Origin of the sequence: Allorhizobium sp. Av2, assembly GCF_021462805.2 — a bacterium.
Lineage (GTDB): Bacteria > Pseudomonadota > Alphaproteobacteria > Rhizobiales > Rhizobiaceae > Allorhizobium > Allorhizobium vitis_G.
This window is the reverse complement of sequence record NZ_CP192698.1, coordinates 166,959-186,735: the sequence shown is the minus strand read 5'-3', so window position 1 is coordinate 186,735 and position 19,777 is coordinate 166,959. Positions and strand designations below refer to the sequence as shown.

The following is a 19,777-nucleotide window of genomic DNA, read 5'->3' as shown; positions in this document are numbered from 1 at the left end:
ATCAGTTCGCTTTTGGCTTGATCTGATCGAACGGAATCTCGCTCGACATCGCCCCAAACGGAATGGGGCCAAGCTCTTTTTTGGCAACGGCAATGGCGGTGACATAGGTGAGCGGCAGATAGACGGCTTCATCATGCAATCGGGTCAGAATATCCCGATACAGATCCTGCCGGATGTGTTCATCCGTGGAGATCAGCACGTCGCCGATGTCCTGATCAATCTTCGCCTTGTCCGGCAGGCCAAGCTGCGCCTGATAATCGGCATGGGAGGGAATGCGCATGGAACTGACAAAGGCGTGGGGATCGTAAGGAGGCCCCCAGGTGCGGTTGAAAATCATGCCAAAGCGGCCATCGCGCTGACGCGACAAAATGCTGCTTTCTTCCTCTCCGGTCAGGATAACCTGAATTCCCACCTTACCAAGATCAGCCTGCACAATCTCTGCCATGGATTTGCTGATGGCGTCTGTGCCGATAAAGCATAATTCGATGGACAGCGGCTTGCCATCCTTCTGCCGAACACCTTTCGGCTCAAGGCGCTTCCAGCCAGCATCCTCCAGCAGCTTTTCCGCAACGGATCGATCAAACTGGTAGGGTTTGAGGCCAATATTGGCGTAAGGCACATTGGGGGCAAAAAGAGTGTCAGCGCGTTGCTGGGTGCCATAGAGCACCGTGGCAATCATCTTGTCCTTGTCCACCGCATGGTTGATGGCCTTGCGCACTGCAACATCTTTTGTGGCACCAAGATTGGTGTTGATGGCCAGCACCAAGGTTTCCAGAGGCTGCGACAGCTGTGTTGTATAGGTTCCCATTTTGCGGAAACGCTCAAACGTATCGGGAGAGATCGGCCCATCGGCCCCATAGATCAGATCAATATCGCCGGTCTCAAACGCAATGGCGCGGCTGTTGGGGTCTGGGATCACCTTGACGGTCACACTGTCGAAGGCAGGCTTGCCACCCCAATAGCGGTCATTGCGGACAAACACGTCTTTCTCGCCCAAGCGGGTTTCTTGCAAAACCCATGGGCCAGTGCCAATTGGCTGGGCAATGCCATCCTTTGTGCCGCCCTGCTTGAACTGCGAAGGGGCAATAAACCGAAAGGGCCGGGGCAGGGACAATTCCTGAAGCAAAGGATAATAGGCGTGTTTCAGCGTGATGCGCACATGCAGCGGATCAACAATATCAGCGCTTTCGATTTCATTGGCCAATTCCAGCCATGCATGACGGGAGCGGTTGGCCAGCACCGCATCAATATTGGCTTTTACCGCTGCTGCATCAAAGGCTTCACCGTTTGAAAAGCGCACACCGTCGCGCAATTGAAACGTATAGGTCCGCCCCTCGTTCGAAATCTCCCACGATTGCGCCAGCCATGGCTTAACGGTGCCATCGGCCTGATAACGCACCAGTGGCTCATACACCATGTTTTGCGCAAACATCTGATTGGGTGAATAGAGATGGGGATTGAGCGGGCCGACATTCATGGGCCATGAAAAATTCAACGTCTCGCCCGCCTGCGCATTGGTAAGAGGGCTGCAAAAGGCGAGCGTCAGCGCCAGTGCCGCATGGCGAAAGCAAGTTTTGATCATGGAAGGTCCTGCTGAGCAATCACGAAGTAAGATGTTTTTTCTGATACATCATACTGTCTTTGTCAGGTCAACCGTCTATCGGGACAAAGGCTGGAAGCGGATAAAAAAGGTGATACACCATACATCAGCATCAACGTCGGGAACAATCATGCAGCGCATTACCATCACCATTGACGACGACCTCATGACTGAGCTGGACCGGATGATTCAGGCAAAAGGCTATCAGAATCGCTCTGAAGCCTTGCGCGATCTGGCGCGGGCCGGGTTGAAACAGGCCTCAATCGAGGAGGGGCATATTGCCCAATGTGCTGGTGTTTTGAGCTATGTGTATGACCATGAAGCCAGAGATTTGGCCAGCCGCCTGACCACGACCTTTCATGATCACCATGATCTCTCTGTGGCCAGCATGCATGTGCATCTGGATCAGCACCGCTGTCTTGAGATCAGCGTTTTGCGCGGCAAAACCGAAGAGGTGCGCCATTTTGCCGATCATGTGATGGCAGAACGCTCTGTCACCTATGGTGAGCTGAAAATTATCCCGGCATAAGCATCGAATGGGGACATGGCCGAGCCGGTGTTGTCACATTAGGTTTTTCAGGCCCAGAAGTCCCGAGGCGATGGTCGTCCAGTTCTCCGCTCCCGCATCGTGCCTCGCAAAGAGTGCGCTCTTAATGCCCAGTGTAATCCCCGTTCAGTCTGCTCATGTCGGCGATGACGTCGAGGTCCATTAACGTAGACATAGAAGCGCACAGTTTGTGACTCGTCTGTCCGCAATACGTAAGCCCGCACTACCAACGCCAGATGCGGTCAACTTGCCGCTTACCTTTGACCGGACGCAGCCGAGTCTACCACGTGGCAGCACAATGAGGCATGACGACAAACGCCACGTCGCGGCAACCTTGTGTGCCGCTCTCAATATTCTCGATGGGCTGTTCACGTCATTCGCGACAGCTACGCGCCTCATAAGCAGCCGAAGGTTCGCGCCTGGCAAGGCATCGGCTGGACCTTTCATTCCGTTTTCGACCTGCAGGTGGCCATGAAAAGCTGGCAAGTCATTCACTTTAACGGACCACTCATAACGCTGTGGAGATTAGCATGCCTCAGCTTCTGTTGCCTTCAAGCCGGTTCATCAGGAAAAGTTCTCCAGTACGGCCAGGAACGTATGCCGATCGCCCTGTCCCTCCGTGAGCCGAACGCGGCCTTCGATATCTGCGAGGTGGTGATCCATTAGCTGCTGCGCCTTTGCCAGGTCCTTCGCTTTTATGGCGCTGACGATCAGGCGGTGGTGATCGGCGCCGCAATCGTCCTTCCGCTCTTCCTCATAGAGAGACATAACAAGAGATAAGCGCGCAACAATCTTCGACAGCATCTCCGTCATGACTGCGTTGCCGCCAAGTTCAGCCAGAACGACATGGAACTTGCCCGATAGCACGGTCTTCGACTTCTCGTCACCATGGTGATGGATATGCTCCTCCTCATCCGTCAGCTTTTCAAGAGCATCCAACTGGTCAACGGTCGCGCGGTCCATGACGAGCTCGAGAATGACATGTTCTAGCTTGCGTCTTGCCTCGAACAAGGCCTTTGCTTCTTCGATGCCAGGCTCAGCGACGAATGTGCCACGGTTTTTCTTGCGCTCCAGGAGATGGTCGCTCTCCAGGACGCCGAGCGCGCCACGCACGACTGTCCGGCTGACCCCGAAATGGTCGGCAATCGCATCCTCAAGGATCTTGACGCCTGGCTTGAGCGCACCTTCACCAATCGCCGTGGCAAGCGTGATCCGAATGCGCTCAGTCACGTCATCATTGGCGTTTTCGCCCGTATCCGCCGCACCACCAGCTTTCGGTGCGACCTTGGCGCTTTGGCGGCGCGTCACCTTCTTCATTTCCCTCTCCAGCTCCAATCAAGCGACGTAATTATGTCCATGATAATATTCCTGCGTATATGCGCTTACTGCATAATTCCTTAAATCGGAATCGATTTAAGGAGAAAATTATGCATTAGATTTAAAGTATTACAGCGTCCTTTGTGCGTTTTATAAAACGCACGGCGCTGTAATACCAAAATCTAGATCTTCCCAGCATTTTAAGATGCGCCGGCATCAGAAGCGACCGGCGCTCAGCCTCTTATGCCAAGCGCCATTTTCAATGACCCTTGGTATTCGATGTCAAGCCGCGTGCTGCTTTGTCGATGGCGTTGAAAGCGGAATGCTGTTTTGCATGCAGACCTCTTCGATATGGCGCGCCGAGGTTTTGATAAACGTGATCGCCTCATGGAAGCCGTAGGACTGATGCTGATAGCTCGGATAGCCATATTGGTTGGCCTCATAGGTCTCCCAGTCCGGGATCTCTCCGGCGGCGACACGTTTCTCGAACGCATCCACTAGTGCCAGATAGGCCTCCAGTTCTTCGGCTGTCAGGTCCGGATGGCCAGCGCGCCAGATCGGGTCGTTGATCTCGATGCACTGGCGAGGATTGGCCTTGCGCGGCTTGTCCTCGACGGAGGCGGCGACTTCAAGGGAAAGGTTCAGTTCGGGATTGGCCTTGGCAAGGATGGGGATGATCGTGGCGAAATCGACAATGCCCCGGCCGACCGGACGGGTCTGGAAATCGAGGCCCCCTGTGGCATGGCCGACATAAGCATCTTTGATGTGGGTCTGGCGAACATAGGGAGCCACACGTTTTGCGGCGAAGACCGGATGTTCTGCCCGTTGCAAACCGTTCGCCGTGTCGAAGACGACACCCATGCAATCTTCACCGACCTCTTCGATCAGCCGGAGGATTTCGAAGGAGGTGATCTCGTCATGGGTTTCCATGTTGAGGTGAACACCATTGGCGCGCGCCACGGGCGCCAGCTTCTGCAGCACTTTTTCAATGGCGGTCAATTGCTCGTCCCAGGTGACATCGGTCCGGAAGCGGTCATTGGCCAACCGCCCGCGATATTCTGATTTGAAATTTCCCGGCGACACCCAGAGTTCGCGACAGCCAATTGCTGCGCTCGCTTCGATCATCCTGATAAAGCCGAGGATGACGTCGCCATCGCCGATTGCCCGGAATTCCGGGGCTTCCGCACTGCAATAGGGGTTAATCTTGCCAATACCGGCTTCGAGGTAAAGGCCAAGCTCATCGGCTTTGGCCCTGATGTCGCGCAGTTCGCCCTGGTCCAGCGTCTCACTCATATCAAGGACCGTGCTGAAGAAGATGCCGCCAAGACCGAGCTCCCTGACGTGATCAAGGCTTTTGAGCGGCCCACGCTTCTTGGCTTCGGGCAGTTTTTGTCCGTCAATTCCTAATCTCATGCTCTTCTCCGTGATGTTTCCTGATCGGATGCGCTGCAAAGGCGTTTCCGTTTGATTGGTGGTTGAGCGACCGGTGGGTCAGCCGCGTCGCGGCTGATCTTTCTGTGCACCGGCGTTCCGGCCTTTCGGTGCGAGGTGCTTTTCCAGAAAATACTGGCCGATCGAAGCGATGGTTGTGATGAGGAGGTACCAGAGCGACGCAACACACAGGAGCTCGATGACAAGGAAGTTGCGCGCGTAGATGGCCTGCGCCTGGGTCAGCAAATCCTGCATGCCGATGACGGAGACAATGGCGCTGGCCTTCAACATGCCAATCGCCTGGTTGCCGGTCGGCGGTACGATCAGACGGATCGCCTGGGGCAGAACCACGGCGCGAAGGGTCTGAAGTGGTCGCAAGCCGAGTGATGAGGCTGCCTCCCGCTGGCCCCGGTCGACGGCGGTCAATCCGCCGCGAATGATCTCGCTCATATTGGCGGCTTCATGCAGGCCCAGCGCCAGGAACCCGGCAAGTGCCGGAGTGACGAGCGCGTTGATCGATATGGAGTAGCTGCCGATGCCCACTTCCGGAATGAACAACGCAATGTTGAACCAGAAGAAGATCTGAACAATGAGCGGAACGCCACGGAACCACCAGACGAAGGCGATGGCCAGGGCTTTCAAAACGATATTCTGGCTTGTTGCCATGACGGCAACGATGCAGCCGAACGCGATACCGAACACCATTGCGCCGGCTGTCAGTTGCAAGGTCAGAACAACGCCGCTGAGGATGACTGGATCGACCATGTAATGGGGTATTTCGCCCCATTGAACGCTCTGGTTTCGCGCGACAATGGTGATGAGGAGCGCCAGCGCAAGAATCGCGCTGGTGCCTGATGTAATCTGCCCCCACCGTATCGGCTTGCCGATCGGAGGTGCGATAGCCATGCTGACAGGTTGAGCCAAAAGCGACATGGCTCAGTTCACCGGCATGCTGGCGGCGTCATTGAATTTGACGGTCGTCACGGCGAGCGGGCCAAGGCCCCATTTCTCCATGATCGCCTTGTAGGCACCGCTGTCGACCATGTGTTGCAATGAGGCGATGACCGCGTCACGCAGGTCTGGATTGTCCTTCGATGTCAGCATGCCGAGATAACCGACTGCGAGGCGGACATCCGGAAGCGCCTGAAGGCCAACACCCTTACCGGTCTGGTTTTTCGTCGTATAAACGCTTGTCGCATAACCGTTAACGGTCGCGTCGGCGCGGCCGGTGCGAACAGCTTGCAGGACGTCAGGCATTTTCGGAATCGACATGATATTGATAGGTGTCGAGCATTTTGCCGATGCGACCTCAACCAGACGCGCCTGGAACGTACCGACAGGGACGGCAACCTTTTTGCCGCACAGATCTTCCATGCTCTTGATGCCGAGTGGATTGCCCTTGATGGTCATGATCGTCGTGGCATCAAACATGTAGTCGATGACATCGACCTGTTTTTCCAGTTCTACATCGTCGTTGATGCCGGAAATCGTCATGTCGAAACGCTTGGACAGGACAGCCGGTACGATTGCGGCGCCAGCGCCGACATTGGTCATTTGAACATCGATCCCGAGAATAACGCCGAGGGCTGCGGCAATATCAGCATCGATCCCGATGAGTTTTCCATCCTCCGCCTGGAAGCTGATCGGGGGCGTCAGGTCGGTTGCCACCTTGATGGCTTTCTTGTCCTTGATGGCAGGCGGCAGGCGGTCTGCCAGGGTCTGGTCGAACGCGATACCAGGCAGTTTCGCGACTTCCGCATCGGGCACCATCTTAATGGCGGTCCCTTCTGCAGCAAGTGTCGAGGTTGCGAGCAAAGCGAATGCGATGCCGGCCAGGCTGTCTTTGAGACTTTTCGTGAAGCTGCGCATGTGATCCCCGTTTAACTTTTTATCGGCGTGAATTGACGCAAACCTCCAAGCAATCAGCGTGCCAGCTTGATCGATGTCTTTTCAAGACATTGTTTTTAAAATCTTATTTCTCGCGTCACGATTTGAAATTTTTCCGAAAAAATATTCGCACAAAGATTCGTAAACGTATCGGCTAAAAAATCATCTCATACGTCGATATCGATGCGTGGATTGGCGACTGATCATCTAAACTGCTGTTTAAACGGGGTATTTTGTCGGTTATCCAGAATGAATGGAGGGTGATCTATGGCGAACTGACCCAGAAATCCTTTAGTAAGCTCCTAGAGCTACGCCTAGATTTTGCTCAATGCATAAGCGAAGTCGGCAAAAATTGCACATTTTTTAAATCCGAAAATATTTTCGGCTGAAAATTATTGAAAATATACGAATCTATAAAATGCAAAAATATCTTTTAAAAATCTGTAGCTTAGTAAGTTTTGTTGATTGAGGATCGTCAATTGGCATGCGGATTGCTGCTGTCGTTGCCATGACCGACACCGTAGGCAACATCGTCGACCGACCAAATCTCTGCCTTGTGCCTCAAAGCCTTGAGCGCTTTGACGACACGGCGCAACTGAAGGGGACATTCATGGCAGAGACCTCGAAGGCCGCAGAGGGCAAGCATCTCAGCATTCGCGGTCTGACCCACAGCTATGGCGGGCAGAACGTGATCAGCGACATCTCGTTTGAGATAGAGGCTGGCGAGATCGTCGCTCTTCTCGGGCCAAGCGGCTGTGGCAAATCGACCGTCCTGCGTGCCATCGCGGGGCTGATCCAGCCGAAGAGCGGGGTTATCAAGCTAGGCGGCCATGACCTTGCCAATGTTTCGGCCCGCTCCCGCGGCATCGGCATGGTGTTCCAGAATTACGCCCTGTTTCCGCATCTGACTGTGGCCGAGAACATCGCCTACCCACTGGCCTGCCAGCAGGTTCCGCGCGCAAAGCGCAGGGAAAGGGTGGAGGAAATGCTCTCACTCGTGCAGTTGAAGAGCTATGGCAACCGGCTGCCACGCGAACTTTCCGGCGGACAGCAACAGCGTGTCGCGGTTGCCCGCGCCATTGCCGGACGGCCCTCGCTTCTGCTGCTCGATGAACCGTTCGGGGCGCTCGACCGGGCGCTTCGTTTCGATCTGCAGGTCGAGCTTCTGCATTTGCAAAAGACGCTCGGGATCACGACGCTGATCGTTACGCATGACCAGGAAGAAGCCCAGAGCCTCGCCGGTCGGCTCGTGCTGATGAACAAGGGCAATGTCGAGCAGATCGACACGCCAATGGCCGTTTATGACCGCCCGAAGACATTGTTCGTCAACACCTTCATTGGCCAAGCCAATATGCTGCATGGGACGGTGGAGCGGCTGGATGCAGAGGCAACCAGCATCGCTCTGGTGAACGGCAAGGCCATTGTTCTGCCGCGTCGGCTGAATTTTACGATCGGTTCCAAGGTGACAATGACCTTCCGCCCCGAGGATGTCCGCCTGTCTGCCAGCCCGAGTGACTTTGCCTTGCCGGCCAGGGTGACCGTATCCGTGCCACTTGGGCCGACGCTGGTTCACGATCTTCTTCTTGACGATGGGACAGGCCTTCGCGCGTCGCAGGTCCGCAGCCCTTCCACCTTCATTCCAGAGCCGGGAGCCCGCCTCTTTGCCGAGATCGACACCGCCAGGTGTCACGCCTTTCCGAGCGAACCGGAAGCATCCAGTCAATGAACAACAACAGAGGTGAACAGATGCAAAACTTCAATATCACAAGACGCCATTTCGGACTGCTCGCCGCCGGTGCGGCTGTGGCCGCCACGCTGCCCTTTGCTGCCCGCGCTGCTGGTGGCACAGCTGTCGCCGCGACCTTCCCCGGAAACTGGGAGGACGGCTACCGCTCCGTGCTGACGCCGCTCGTCAAGGACGCCGGTTTCGACCTGACGGTCGCTCCCGCCTTGGCGCAGGACCAGCTTGCCAAGGTGATGGCAAGCCCCGGCAACCCGCCTTACGACACCCTGCTGATGTCGCCCGGCCAAATGGCCGTCGCCATCGACAACGACCTCATTCAGAAGATCGATCCGTCAAGGCTCAAGAACTGGAGCATGCTCGATCCGGCATTCCAGGGCGAGTACGGTCCGACCGTGACGGTCGAAGTCAATGGTATCGCTTATAACCCGGATCTGGTGCCAGCTCCGAAAGGCTATCGCGACCTGTTCGAAAACCCGGCTTATAAGGGCCTGGTATCCTGGACCGGTTTCGCCTCCAACACCGGCGTGATGGCCTATACCGAAATCGCCAGGATTTTTGGCAAAGGTCCGACTGACATGGACGCCGTGTTCAAACTGTTCAAGGACAATCCCGAGCAGATCAAGGGCGTCGTCGCCAGCACAAACCACCAGATGACATTGTTCCAGCAGGGCGAAATCGCCGTCTTCATGTGCTCGACCGGCAATGTTGCGCGCCTCAAGTCCATGGGCCTCAAAGCCGAGTTCGTGCAACCGGAAACCGGCTCTCCGGCGGCTCCCGTCAACATCCATCTGACCAAGGGCGCGAAAAACATTGATGCAGCCTATGCCTATATGGACGCCGCCATCTCAAAGGCCGCTCAGGACAAGCTGAAACTGCCACCGACCGAGATGTTCCCGACCAATAAGGAGGTCGCTCTTACACCGGGCATCGAGGCCTATGTGAAGCGCGAACAGTTGGCAACGCTGGTCTATCCGGACTGGGCGGCGATCAACAAGAACCGTGCGGAATGGATCCGCCAGTTCGATGCTCTCGTCGCCGGTTGAGGGTTCACAATGAAAGCGAGCGGTTTCCCATACATTGTCCCGATGCTTCTGCTGTCGGTGGCGTTCTTTGCGACGCCGCTCGCCGTTCTCGTCGGATTCAGCTTCATCGGCCCCGACGGCCTCTCTCTCCACAATTACGCACGGTTTTTTGGCGATGCATTTAACTACCGTGTTCTGGTCAACACCGCCACGCTCGGTCTCCAGACCATTGCCAGCACGACCCTGCTCGGTGTTCCGATCGCGCTTTTCTATTGGCACAGTGGCAAGACCGCGCGACAGGTTATCATCTTTCTGACACTTATTCCGATGCTGACCAGCAATGTGGTTCGGACCTTTGCCTGGATCGTCATTCTTGGGCGACAGGGACCGATTAGCGAGGCATTTATGGCGCTTGGGCTCGCGGACCGCCCGTTCACGCTGCTGTCCACCGAACTCGGTCTCGTCATGGCCATGTGTCAGATCGACCTGCCTTTGATCATCTTGCCTTTGATTGCCATTCTCTCGCGCACGCCGTTGCAGTTCACCGAGGCGGCGCAGGTGTCAGGCGCGGGTCCATGGCGTATCTTCGTGACGGTTCTCCTGCCAATGATGCTACCCGGCCTGCTGGCGGGTTGGATCCTTGTGTTTGCCAGTACCAGTGCGTCCTTCGTCACCCAGGCTGTCATCGGTGGTGCGCGAAACGTCTATGTGCCGCAGTTGATCTATCGAGAAGTGGGCACGCTGTTTGATTGGCCGATGGCCTCTGCCATCGCCGTTGTCCTCCTTCTGTCGACCGGCATCCTTCTTGTCACCATGACCATGATTTCACGTCACAGGAGGCTTGTCGGCCATGCATAATCATCGCGAAAACCCGATCCCGACCCTTCTCTACAAGGCATTTGTTTTCGGCTTCGGCAGTCTCAGCCTGATCTATCTGGTGGCGCCCATTGTCATTGCGATCACCATGTCGTTCACCTCGGGCCAGACGCTCAAATATCCGCCGGAGGGTTTTTCTCTGCGCTGGTATGAGGCGCTGATTGATCCCGTTCGCTCAGGAACAGAACACATCGCAGCTGGCAATTCACTGAAGATTGCAGGCCTCGCGGTGCTCGGATCGCTGCTGTTTGCCGTGCCTGCCACCATTGGCATGGCACGGATGCGCCGTAGCACGGTCAATGCGCTGGAGCCGTTTCTGTTGGCCCCGCTCGTCCTGCCAAGCCTGGTGTATGGTCTGGCGGCGCTGATCGTGGCGAATTTCGTCGGCTTCCAGCCTTCGCTCTGGCTCACCGTCGTCGGCCATGTCGTCGTCTTCGGGCCACTGATGTACCGCGCCGCTTCCGTTGTCGCGCAAGGGATCAATCCGTCGCTGGCCGAGGCCTCAACCGTGATGGGTGCAACCTGGTACACGACGCTCCGGCGCGTGATCCTGCCGCTGCTGACACCAGGCATTCTGGCTGGCGCCTTCCTCGTCTTCATCCAGTCCCTCGACAACGTCTCCGTCTCGCTTTTCCTTGCCGACGCGCAAACGACCGTGCTGCCGCTTCGCATGTTTGCATTGATCGAGGAGTCGCTCGATGTCCGGGTGGCCGCAATGTCAGGAATCCTGATCGGGCTGACGCTCGTGGTGATGCTGGTTGCAAGGCGGGTGCTGGCGCCATCCCGTCAAGCCTGACCGAAAATATATCTGGAAGGAATACCCAATGACCATACATGCTAACACGTCAGGCACCTATCGCATCGGATCACTGCTTGCCGATTTCCAGCCGGATTTCGATTTTGCGGCCCCTTTGCCTTTGCCCGTCGAAGAGTTCGAGGATCGTCTGCGGCGCATTCGCCGCCAGGCTGTCGAAGCTGGCCATGATGCGCTTGTCGTCCATACCGGTGGCGTTGGCTGGTTCCATACCTCCAATCACTATCTTCGCTATATCTGCGACTGGATGCGTGAGGGCGTGCTGATTATCCCTACGGATGTCGATAGGCCTATGGTGCTTTTATCCTTCTTCACCCAATCCGTGCTTCTACCGCCGGGTGGCGAACCGGTGCTGGTGGAAGATATCTGGCAGATTGGTCCGATCGGCCGCGAATATGCCGATCGTCCAGGAGATTCGGTGATCAAGACGGCTGAGAAATGCGCCGAACTGTTGGCAGGCATGGGCTTGGCGAGAGGGCAGGTGGGCCGCATTGGTGATCGCACTTCGCTGACCTTCTGGGCCGCTCTGGACGAGTTGATGCCCAAAGCCAAGTTCGTCGCTGACAATGCCATTCTCGACCGGATGCAGAAAGTGCGCTCGCCGCGCGAAATCGAGATGTTCCGAGCTGCTGCCCAGCTTGTCAGCATCGCCACGCAGGCGGCCTATCATTTGGCTAAACCCGGCGTGACAGACCATGAGATCTATGCCGCCTTCTCGCAAGCACAGCTTTCCTTCGGCGGAGAGAGCGGTGACGGCTACCAGATCGGCATCAACGAGTTCGGCACCCATTGCGGCAAGCCCTATGGCCATGTCGTGCGAAAGGGTGATCTCATCAATCTCTATGTTTCCAACATCACCTATCGCGGCTACACGGCCCAAACCGCCCGTATGATTGCCGTTGGCGACATCACCAAGCGGCAGGAAGAGGTGCTGGCCGCCTGCACAGACGGTGTGAAGCGGGCGGAAAAGCTGATCCGCCCGGGCGCGCTGATGCGCGATGTCAACAATGCAGCCTTCGAGCCGATGATCGAGCGCGGCATGCTGTCTTCGCCTGAAGCGCGCACCATGCCTTACAACTGGGCGCCGATGGAGGATGGCAGTGCGCGGCTGATCCCGCGCCAATACGTGAAGAATATCGACTGGGAGGCGCAAGGCCGCACCTTGATGCATGTCTACCCGGCAACCCATGGCCCGCATAACCCTAATCTCGGTCATTCCGTTGGCATGGCCGGCGGGCAGAACAGCTTCAACATATCCTCGCACAATCATGACCGGATGGAAGAGGGCATGGTATTCGTGCTGCACACGCAATGGCTTGAGCCAATGTCTGCTGGCTGTAACATCGGTGACATGTATGTTGTCACCAAGGATGGGTTCGAGAACCTCTCCCGCCACACTCCGCTTGAAACGCACCGCATTGCTGCCGAGGCCTGATATGACCGACCATACCCATTTCGATTTCGCCAAGCTCAACGAGCGAGAGCGTTACAAACTCCTGATCGGAACCGTGATCCCGCGCCCGATTGCGCTGGTGACGACTGTGAGCAAAGATGGCCAGCCGAATGCTGGTCCGTTCAGCTTCTTCAACGTACTAACCCACGATCCGGCAATCGTCGCAATAGGTGTCGAGAACTATTCGGACATGCGCTTCAAGGACACCGCCCGCAATATCCGTGAGACCGGTGAATTCACAGTCCATATCTGCGATAATGCGCTGGTTGACCAGATGGAAGTTTGCGCCATCAAGTTCGGCCCCGAGGTCGACGAGATGGAAGAGGCGGGTCTTGCGACCGTTCCCGGTCAGATGGTGCGCAGCCCCCGTATTCTGGCCGCTCCTGCAGCTCTGGAATGCCGCCGCCACACAACGCTTCAGGTCGGCCCGGCCCGCGAGATCATTCTCGGCGAAGTCATCGGCGTGTTCGTCCGCAGCGATGCCGTCAATCCTTCCAACCTGCATATCGACCAGCAGCTTATGGATGCCGTCGGCCGTATGGGAGGACACACCTATGCCCGCACCCGTGACCAGTTCGATATCAAAACGCTGACGCCTCAAGAATGGGAAAGCCGGAAGATTGGCGAGACGCTGACAACAGAATAAGCGGCACAGACGGCTCTGCGGGGAGGACGGTTTGGTGCGCCTCATGGTTTCACAAGGCGCACCGAAAACGAATTATCCAAGGAACTCGATCAGATCTCGATTGAGCCGGTCTGGAGCTGCGGCAAACAGGCCGTGGGGCTCGCCTTCGTATTCGATAAGTTTGGCACCTGCGATCCCATTGGCCGCTGCTCGACCTGCAGGGTCAATAGGCACGGTCTTGTCTGCCGTGCCATGGATGACCAGTGTGGGAATGGTGAACGCGGCAAGATCTGGCCTGAAATCGGTCTTACCAAATGCATCGACGCAATCAATTGTCGCTTTGGGGCTGGCCATGATACCGAGAATGAATGACCAATCCAATACGCCCTGGCTCACCGGACTGGTGACCAGGCCGACGCCGTAAAAGGTCTTGGCAAAGCTCTGAAGAAACGCAAACCGGTCTTCGCGAATATCCTTCTTCATACCCTCAAATACGCTGGCGTCGACACCCTCAGGATTGCTTTCATCCTTGAGAAGATATGGCACCACGGAGGCCACCAGTACCGCCTTGGAGACCTTTGAAGCCCCGTGTCGTGACAGGTAGCGGGCGATCTCGCCGCCACCCATGGAAAAGCCGACGAGCGACACATCCCGAACATCCAGGCTATCGATCACGCTGGCGAGGTCATCGGCAAACGTGTCGTAATTGTAGCCATCGGCTGGATGTCCCGACTGACCAAATCCACGTCGGTCGTAAGTGATGACGCGAAAGCCCGCCTCCAGAAGAGCAAGTGTCTGATATTCGAACATATCGCCGGTCAAGGGCCATCCATGGATAAGCACCACCGGGCGGCCTTTCCCCATGTCTTTTACGTGCAATTTTGTACCATCTTTCGCTTCGATAAAAGCCATCCTGAACCTCCTTTGATGATGGCAGGCAAACGCCACGAGGAGGTTCCTGTTCCATCTCAAGAGCATTTCCAGGAAAAGTGTGAAGCGGTTTCGTTTGCAAATGCGTAAAACAAAGACCTGGAGCATTTCGGCGATTCAACGACACGCGGAAATGATCTGGCTCGATTTTGCCTCGCAGCCCGCCGGTTTGCCGGCTGCACACGCGGTGCCGGTTAGCGACTGCGTCACCGGGTTGGTTACAGCGCGCTCCGATCAGGGCTTACAATGGCTAGGACCGTCTGAATGTTGAAAGCGAGGCGTCTTTCCAAAGCTGCCCGCGTCATCATTCGCTGCCCGTAGACGATTGAACTGGTGGCTTGGTTGGTGAAATAGTAGTAGCAGATCGAGGTGATCGTCAGGCTCAGTTGGATCGGATCAATTCCAAGACGAAAGGTGCCATCCGCCTCACCACGCCGCAGGATGTCATCAACGAGTGGCCGGGAGCTGGCAGCACCTTCCCGGATGGCGCGGGACTTTTTGAAGTGGATGGCTTTCAACTGGTTCTCGGAGTTCAGGATGGTAATGAATTCCGGGTGTTCAAGATAATATGTCCAGACGAACGTGACCAGGGCGATCAGCGCGTCGCGCGGGGGTAGCTGCTCGAGATTCAACGCTGCCTCGGCGTCCCAGACATCGCGATAGACCTTCTCGATCACCGCCTGATAGAGCAACTCCTTATTACCGAAATACTGGTAGATCATTCGCTTGTTGATCTCTGCCCGTTCAGCAATGGCTTCAACCCGGGTGCCAGTCAGACCATTTGCCGCAAACTCGACAGCGGCAGCCTCCAGAATTCGGTTTTGAGACAAATCTGGCCTGCGCGGATGGCGGCGCCGAGGCTGCTTCTGCTTTTCTTCCGTCACGATGACCCTCACTTGAAGAACTGCGTCCTTGCCTTAGCCTAGATTCAAACGGCGATTTCGGCCCGGCCATTGCTGATGTTCGATAAGGCGTTTTTACGGCCTGCGTCAACAGCTTAGAGTGATTGGCAAAGTAACCAATTCGTTATTTATGCAACCTATCTCTATAAAAAATATGGATAAAAATAATTTATTTGAAAGAATTTGTCATCGGGGCGTTAAAAAACCCTCTTAAAGCAAGGGGCGAATTGACTGAGGGCACTGGCTGAAACACCGTTGTGTTTCGACCCGCGTAATTTTGACGATGTGATCCTGGAAAAACAGTGAAGAATATGGTCGGTCATTCCATTGATATCGTAGACCTGGAAAAGCGCTTTGAGCACGTGCAGGTTCTAAAGCGAATCAACCTTCACGTCCGTGAGGGTGAATTCCTGACGCTGCTTGGCCCGTCCGGGTGCGGAAAATCGACGTTGTTGCGGCTGCTGGCTGGTTTCGAACCTTCCACAGACGGGCATATCATGATCGCAGGACGTGACGTGTCCTCGCTGCCACCGAAGCGACGCGGCATTGCCATGGTTTTCCAGAACTATGCGCTCTATCCGCATATGACGGTCCGTGCGAATCTGGCCATGCCGCTCGAAATGGCGCGTTTGTCGTTCAGCCAGCGTCTGCCGGGTGCCTCGCTTCTGTCATCAAGGGTTCGCGGTATCCGCAAGGATATCGAGACAGATGTCGGCAAGACTGCAAGGCAGCTTGGTCTCGAAACGCTGATGGATCGCAAGCCTTCACAGCTGTCCGGCGGCCAGAGACAACGTGTGGCGGTCGGTCGCGCAATGGTCCGGCATCCCGATGTCTTTCTGATGGACGAGCCGCTCTCGAACCTGGATGCGAAATTGCGCCAACAGTTGCGCGATGAGATCGTCGACCTGCACCGCCGGACTGGCATCACCTTCATTTACGTCACCCACGACCAGACCGAGGCGATGACGATGTCAGATCGGATTGCAATTATGGAAGGCGGAGAGATCAAGCAGTGTGGAGCACCGGCAGAGATTTATGACCGGCCAGACTATCTTTCCGTCGCACGGTTTGTCGGCACAACGGCGATCAATGAGATGCCGGTGACGATCAGCAAGGGAGCGGTATCAATCAACGGTCGGCCATTGCATCTGACATTGCCGGGCATAGCAGATGGGTATTACCAACTGGCGATCAGGCCGGAGCGACTGTATCCGATCGAAAATGGCCCCGCCGATTTTTCACTGCGGGTCGACCAGGTAGAGTTCGCGGGCAACGATGTCGGCATCCGCTGCGACGGCACTGAGATCGGTGCGGGGACCGTGCGTGTGCAACTGCGACCTGAGAGTTTTGCGCGACTGGCGACGGGTCGCAAGATCAGCGAAAGGATTGCGCTGCGGATCGCCTCCGATGCCGCACTCATCTTTGATCAAAGCGGTCGTCGTGTTCCAGTGCCGCTTCCTTTGCCAGCTCCGGTGGAGGAGGCATGTTATGATGTCTCTGTCTGATCTGCACTCTCATTCGTCTACGGTCGCGTCGAAGCGCTTCAGTTATGCCGTCGTTGCGGGCGCCTTCGCGGCTCCTGCCTTCCTGCTGCTGGTCGCAACGGTAGTTGCGCCGATCTTTGTCGTGGTCCTGATCAGCTTGACCGATTACCGTCTCGGTCGGCTCACCTTGAATTTTGTCGGCCTCGGCAACTATGTCAGAATGATCAATGACCCGTTCTTCTGGGCGGCCTTGCAAAACAGCGCACTTTATACGGCAATTGTCGTACCCGTATCGGTGTTCGGCGCGCTGTGTGTTGCCGTGCTCCTCGATGGTCGCCGCCGTTCGCGACGTTTCTACGAAATCGTCTACTTTCTGCCGGTCACTTCCACGCTGACGGCCATGTCGATCGTCTGGAGCTATCTGCTCAATGGCCATATCGGGCCTCTGGCCAGCCTGTTGGAAGCACTGGGCTTACCGGCTCTCGATTTTTTCGCCGATGGCACGCTTGCGCTGATCGGCCTTGCCATCATCGGTATCTGGCATCTCTTCGGCTTCAACCTGATCCTGTTTCTGGCGGGGCTCACGGTCATTTCAAGCGAACTGAAGGAGGCGTCCGCCCTTGATGGAATGGACAGCTTTTGGGACCGTCTGCGTTACATGACATGGCCGCTTCTGGCACCCACGACCATCGTGGTTGTCGTTTTGAGCTGCATCCAGGCTTTTCAGGTCTTCGACACCGTGGCGGTTCTGACCAATGGTGGTCCCTATGGCGCCACCGAGATGCTGCTGCACAAGATCAACACGGATACGTTCACGGGCATGAAAGCCGGTTATGGCAGCGCACTGACGGTCGTCTATCTGCTGTTGATCGGGACATTTTCGATTGTCCATGTCGGCTTGAGCAACAGAAAGGCGCATTTTTGATGGCTCGCTCCACGCTTCGCGCCTTCCTGTCCCATGCCGTTCTGCTGGGCGGTGCCTTTCTCATGGTCTATCCGTTCTTCTGGATGTGGCGGGCGTCAACACAGGCTCCCGGGGAGATATTCGGCAGCCTCAATGATACGCCGCCGATCCTGACATCAATATCAGAGAACTACACGCGGGCGCTGTTCGACTCTCCCTTGCCACGGTTCATGCTGAACGGTGTCATCATGACCGGCGGCATTCTCCTGTTTCAGATCCTGACCACGGTGACCTGTGCCTATGCGCTGGCGAAGTTCAAGTTTCGCGGCCAGCACGTGCTTTTCGCAATTGTTCTGATCAGCCTCTCCGTTCCCGCCCAGGCAACCGCTCTGCCGATCTTCATGGTGCTCGCCAAGTTCGGGCTTCTGGATACCTATGCGGGCGTGATGCTGCCCTATCTGACCTCGGGCTTTGCGATCTTCATGTTCTATCAGTTCATTCGCTCGTTCCCAGACGAGATTCTCCTGGCCGCACGGCTGGATGGGATGAGCGAGATAGAAATTGTCGTCCGCATCATTCTGCCAGCGATGAAACCTGCCATTGCCGCCTTCGCGATCTTCTCGATCACCTTTCATTGGAACGATCTCTATTGGCCAATGATCGTGATCAGATCCATCGATCTGTCACCGCCAACGCTCGGCCTCCTGTTCTTTCGGAGCCAGGAAGGCGGAGACAGCTTCGGGCCTTTAATGGCCTGCGCGACCCTGATCACCGCACCGCTGATCCTGTTGTTTCTCGCCGCACAGCGCGGGTTCGTACAGGGCGTTACGATGACCGGCGTCAAATGATACGGACCTGCCCGGCGGCCACCGGGCAGGTCCGAAAGTCAAGACCACTCCACCTTGTAGGAAACACCATGAAAATGAAAAACATCTTCGCGGCTGCAGCCCTGACCGTGTTGGGGACTGCACCGGCTTTCGCCGCTGATCCAGTCACGCTGACCTTTTATCACACACGACTTGCCTTTATGCAGCCTATTCTGGAGGGTTTCAAGAAGGCACATCCAGAGATCATCATCAACGAGCAGGCACCAGCCCAAAACTACAGCGCTGGTGACCAAAGCGTCATTCGTGGAATGATGACGGGCTCGACGCCGGATGTCTATCTGGCCTCCTACTCCTCCATTCCCACCCTCGTTGGTGTGATGAAGGATCGGGGCGAGACAAGCTCACTTGATCCGATGCTGACCAAGGAAGGCAAGGACTGGCAGGCGGCCAATTATGCCCCCGCCATTCTCGACCTCGCAAAGGTTGATGGCCAGCAGTATGCCATGCCGTTTACGGCCTCCCTGCCGCTTCTCTACGTCAACAAGGATTTGGTCGAAAAGGCCGGTGGCAGTATCGATCAGTTCCCGACCACATGGGATGGCGTCATTGATCTGGCAGCCAAGATCAGCAAGCTTGGCAACGGCGTCTCGGGCATCGGCTTCTCTGTCGGTGGACTGAGCGATGACTGGTACTGGCAGATGATGGTGATGAGCGCTGGCGACCAGATGCTTGACGCCAAGGCCACCGGCATCGGTTATGATAACAAGGCAGGGCTGGAAGCTCTGCGCATCACCCAGGATCTGGCGGTGAAGACAGGCATGTCCGTTTATGCCGACCCCAAGCCTGCGCAGCAGCAGTTCTTTGCCGGGAAGATTGGCATGGTCGTGGAGTCGCCGTCCGATCTCGTGGCCTATGAGACCGCCATCGGCGACCGCTTCACCATGCGCACCGTCCGCTTCCCGCTGATCGACGCCAAGAAGGGCGGCCTGCCAGCTGGCGGTAATGCCCTGATGGTGTTTTCGAAAGATGCCGCCAAGCGCGCAGCCGCCTGGGAGTTCGTCAAATACATGACCAGCGCCTCCGTTCAGGCCGACGTCTCCAAGGCAAGCGGCTACATGCCGGTCAACGTTCAGGCTGCCAAGGCGCTCGAGAGCTTCTATGCGGAACATCCGAACTTCCAGACGGTCTTCAAGTCGATGAATGCCGCCATGCCATGGTTTGCCTATCCCAACAACACGGCGGATGGTGTCTGGAAGGGCGTGGCACCAATCCTGGACCAATTGCAGCGGGGCAAGATCACGCCTGAGGCTGCCATGCCGAAGATTCGCGAGCATGTCGCGGGTGTGATGGCGGCAAAGTAATGCAAGTCGGGCGCACCCCTTGGTGCGCCCGACCCCGCCCTGCGGTGCTCCGC

General features: G+C 56.4%; 18 protein-coding genes. 11 read left to right on the top strand and 7 right to left on the bottom strand.

The window, feature by feature from the left end; genetic code table 11:
• Position 1 precedes the first annotated feature (1 nt).
• Positions 2 to 1,582, bottom strand: a complete 1,581-nt coding sequence (gene nikA, locus FS819_RS24550) for a nickel ABC transporter substrate-binding protein (protein ID WP_156550120.1) — start codon at positions 1,580 to 1,582, stop codon at positions 2 to 4.
• Between the two features lie 148 nt (positions 1,583 to 1,730).
• Between nikA and nikR the strand changes: the two genes are divergently transcribed.
• Positions 1,731 to 2,129, top strand: a complete 399-nt coding sequence (gene nikR / locus FS819_RS24545) for a nickel-responsive transcriptional regulator NikR (protein WP_156534359.1) — start codon at positions 1,731 to 1,733, stop codon at positions 2,127 to 2,129.
• A gap of 582 nt (positions 2,130 to 2,711) precedes the next feature.
• Here the strand turns inward: nikR and FS819_RS24540 are convergent.
• From FS819_RS24540 to FS819_RS24525, 4 genes are all read right to left on the bottom strand, one after another.
• A complete protein-coding gene (locus FS819_RS24540) occupies positions 2,712 to 3,464 on the bottom strand; it encodes a GntR family transcriptional regulator (protein ID WP_156550118.1) in 753 nt (250 codons plus the stop codon).
• Positions 3,465 to 3,746: 282 nt separating this feature from the next.
• Positions 3,747 to 4,877 carry a sugar phosphate isomerase/epimerase family protein gene (locus FS819_RS24535; protein ID WP_156550116.1) on the bottom strand — a complete coding sequence of 377 codons (1,131 nt, stop codon included), beginning with the start codon at positions 4,875 to 4,877 and terminating at the stop codon, positions 3,747 to 3,749.
• A gap of 78 nt (positions 4,878 to 4,955) precedes the next feature.
• Positions 4,956 to 5,828, bottom strand: a complete 873-nt coding sequence (locus FS819_RS24530; protein WP_156550114.1) for an amino acid ABC transporter permease — start codon at positions 5,826 to 5,828, stop codon at positions 4,956 to 4,958.
• Positions 5,829 to 5,831: 3 nt separating this feature from the next.
• Positions 5,832 to 6,764 carry an ABC transporter substrate-binding protein gene (locus FS819_RS24525; protein ID WP_156550112.1) on the bottom strand — a complete coding sequence of 311 codons (933 nt, stop codon included), beginning with the start codon at positions 6,762 to 6,764 and terminating at the stop codon, positions 5,832 to 5,834.
• A gap of 628 nt (positions 6,765 to 7,392) precedes the next feature.
• On the opposite strand from FS819_RS24525, the gene FS819_RS24520 reads away from it, so the two are divergent.
• Genes FS819_RS24520 through FS819_RS24495 form a run of 6 tightly spaced genes read left to right on the top strand, consistent with a single transcriptional unit; the run spans position 7,393 to position 13,337 of the window.
• Complete coding sequence (locus FS819_RS24520) at positions 7,393 to 8,508, top strand: ABC transporter ATP-binding protein (RefSeq protein ID WP_156550231.1); 1,116 nt, start codon at positions 7,393 to 7,395, stop codon at positions 8,506 to 8,508.
• 20 nt (positions 8,509 to 8,528) lie between these two features.
• Positions 8,529 to 9,569, top strand: coding sequence for an extracellular solute-binding protein (locus FS819_RS24515; protein WP_156550230.1), 1,041 nt, complete (start codon positions 8,529 to 8,531; stop codon positions 9,567 to 9,569).
• 9 nt (positions 9,570 to 9,578) lie between these two features.
• A complete protein-coding gene (locus FS819_RS24510; RefSeq protein WP_156550110.1) occupies positions 9,579 to 10,406 on the top strand; it encodes an ABC transporter permease in 828 nt (275 codons plus the stop codon).
• Positions 10,399 to 11,220: an ABC transporter permease gene (locus FS819_RS24505; protein ID WP_156550108.1), complete on the top strand. Its 822-nt coding sequence runs from the start codon at positions 10,399 to 10,401 to the stop codon at positions 11,218 to 11,220. The genes FS819_RS24510 and FS819_RS24505 overlap by 8 nt, the downstream gene beginning before the upstream one ends.
• A 28-nt stretch (positions 11,221 to 11,248) precedes the next feature.
• On the top strand, positions 11,249 to 12,673 hold the full coding sequence (locus tag FS819_RS24500; protein WP_156550107.1) for a Xaa-Pro peptidase family protein: 1,425 nt from the start codon (positions 11,249 to 11,251) through the stop codon (positions 12,671 to 12,673).
• 1 nt (position 12,674) lies between these two features.
• Positions 12,675 to 13,337 carry a flavin reductase family protein gene (locus FS819_RS24495; RefSeq protein ID WP_197434156.1) on the top strand — a complete coding sequence of 221 codons (663 nt, stop codon included), beginning with the start codon at positions 12,675 to 12,677 and terminating at the stop codon, positions 13,335 to 13,337.
• A 72-nt stretch (positions 13,338 to 13,409) separates the two neighbouring features.
• Here the strand turns inward: FS819_RS24495 and FS819_RS24490 are convergent, their stop codons facing one another.
• Positions 13,410 to 14,228: an alpha/beta fold hydrolase gene (locus tag FS819_RS24490; protein ID WP_156550105.1), complete on the bottom strand. Its 819-nt coding sequence runs from the start codon at positions 14,226 to 14,228 to the stop codon at positions 13,410 to 13,412.
• Between the two features lie 236 nt (positions 14,229 to 14,464).
• Positions 14,465 to 15,130, bottom strand: coding sequence for a TetR/AcrR family transcriptional regulator (locus FS819_RS24485; protein ID WP_234624812.1), 666 nt, complete (start codon positions 15,128 to 15,130; stop codon positions 14,465 to 14,467).
• 329 nt (positions 15,131 to 15,459) lie between these two features.
• Here FS819_RS24485 and FS819_RS24480 point away from each other — a divergent pair, with 329 nt between their 5' ends.
• From FS819_RS24480 to FS819_RS24465, 4 genes are all read left to right on the top strand, one after another.
• The gene (locus FS819_RS24480) at positions 15,460 to 16,653 is read left to right on the top strand and encodes an ABC transporter ATP-binding protein (protein ID WP_156550227.1); all 1,194 of its coding nucleotides are present in this window, start codon (positions 15,460 to 15,462) and stop codon (positions 16,651 to 16,653) included.
• Complete coding sequence (locus FS819_RS24475; protein ID WP_156550103.1) at positions 16,637 to 17,557, top strand: carbohydrate ABC transporter permease; 921 nt, start codon at positions 16,637 to 16,639, stop codon at positions 17,555 to 17,557. Before FS819_RS24480 ends, FS819_RS24475 begins: the two co-directional genes overlap by 17 nt.
• Positions 17,557 to 18,384 (top strand): carbohydrate ABC transporter permease, encoded by an 828-nt coding sequence (locus FS819_RS24470; RefSeq protein WP_156550101.1) that lies wholly within the window; start codon positions 17,557 to 17,559, stop codon positions 18,382 to 18,384. Before FS819_RS24475 ends, FS819_RS24470 begins: the two co-directional genes overlap by 1 nt.
• A 68-nt stretch (positions 18,385 to 18,452) precedes the next feature.
• Positions 18,453 to 19,724, top strand: a complete 1,272-nt coding sequence (locus FS819_RS24465; RefSeq protein WP_234624813.1) for an ABC transporter substrate-binding protein — start codon at positions 18,453 to 18,455, stop codon at positions 19,722 to 19,724.
• Positions 19,725 to 19,777 lie beyond the last annotated feature (53 nt).

Bases quoted from the DNA above. Each gene is read 5' to 3' on its own strand.
- FS819_RS24505 (WP_156550108.1), top strand. From the start codon at position 10,399: ATGCATAATCATCGCGAAAACCCGATCCCGACCCTTCTCTACAAGGCA.
- FS819_RS24495 (WP_197434156.1), top strand. From the start codon at position 12,675: ATGACCGACCATACCCATTTCGATTTCGCCAAGCTCAACGAGCGAGAG.
- FS819_RS24490 (WP_156550105.1), bottom strand. From the start codon at position 14,228: ATGGCTTTTATCGAAGCGAAAGATGGTACAAAATTGCACGTAAAAGAC.
- FS819_RS24530 (WP_156550114.1), bottom strand. From the start codon at position 5,828: ATGTCGCTTTTGGCTCAACCTGTCAGCATGGCTATCGCACCTCCGATC.
- FS819_RS24480 (WP_156550227.1), top strand. From the start codon at position 15,460: ATGGTCGGTCATTCCATTGATATCGTAGACCTGGAAAAGCGCTTTGAG.
- FS819_RS24535 (WP_156550116.1), bottom strand. From the start codon at position 4,877: ATGAGATTAGGAATTGACGGACAAAAACTGCCCGAAGCCAAGAAGCGT.
- FS819_RS24540 (WP_156550118.1), bottom strand. From the start codon at position 3,464: ATGAAGAAGGTGACGCGCCGCCAAAGCGCCAAGGTCGCACCGAAAGCT.
- FS819_RS24515 (WP_156550230.1), top strand. From the start codon at position 8,529: ATGCAAAACTTCAATATCACAAGACGCCATTTCGGACTGCTCGCCGCC.
- FS819_RS24525 (WP_156550112.1), bottom strand. From the start codon at position 6,764: ATGCGCAGCTTCACGAAAAGTCTCAAAGACAGCCTGGCCGGCATCGCA.
- FS819_RS24470 (WP_156550101.1), top strand. From the start codon at position 17,557: ATGGCTCGCTCCACGCTTCGCGCCTTCCTGTCCCATGCCGTTCTGCTG.
- FS819_RS24475 (WP_156550103.1), top strand. From the start codon at position 16,637: ATGATGTCTCTGTCTGATCTGCACTCTCATTCGTCTACGGTCGCGTCG.
- nikR (WP_156534359.1), top strand. From the start codon at position 1,731: ATGCAGCGCATTACCATCACCATTGACGACGACCTCATGACTGAGCTG.
- FS819_RS24520 (WP_156550231.1), top strand. From the start codon at position 7,393: ATGGCAGAGACCTCGAAGGCCGCAGAGGGCAAGCATCTCAGCATTCGC.
- FS819_RS24510 (WP_156550110.1), top strand. From the start codon at position 9,579: ATGAAAGCGAGCGGTTTCCCATACATTGTCCCGATGCTTCTGCTGTCG.
- FS819_RS24465 (WP_234624813.1), top strand. From the start codon at position 18,453: ATGAAAATGAAAAACATCTTCGCGGCTGCAGCCCTGACCGTGTTGGGG.
- nikA (WP_156550120.1), bottom strand. From the start codon at position 1,582: ATGATCAAAACTTGCTTTCGCCATGCGGCACTGGCGCTGACGCTCGCC.
- FS819_RS24500 (WP_156550107.1), top strand. From the start codon at position 11,249: ATGACCATACATGCTAACACGTCAGGCACCTATCGCATCGGATCACTG.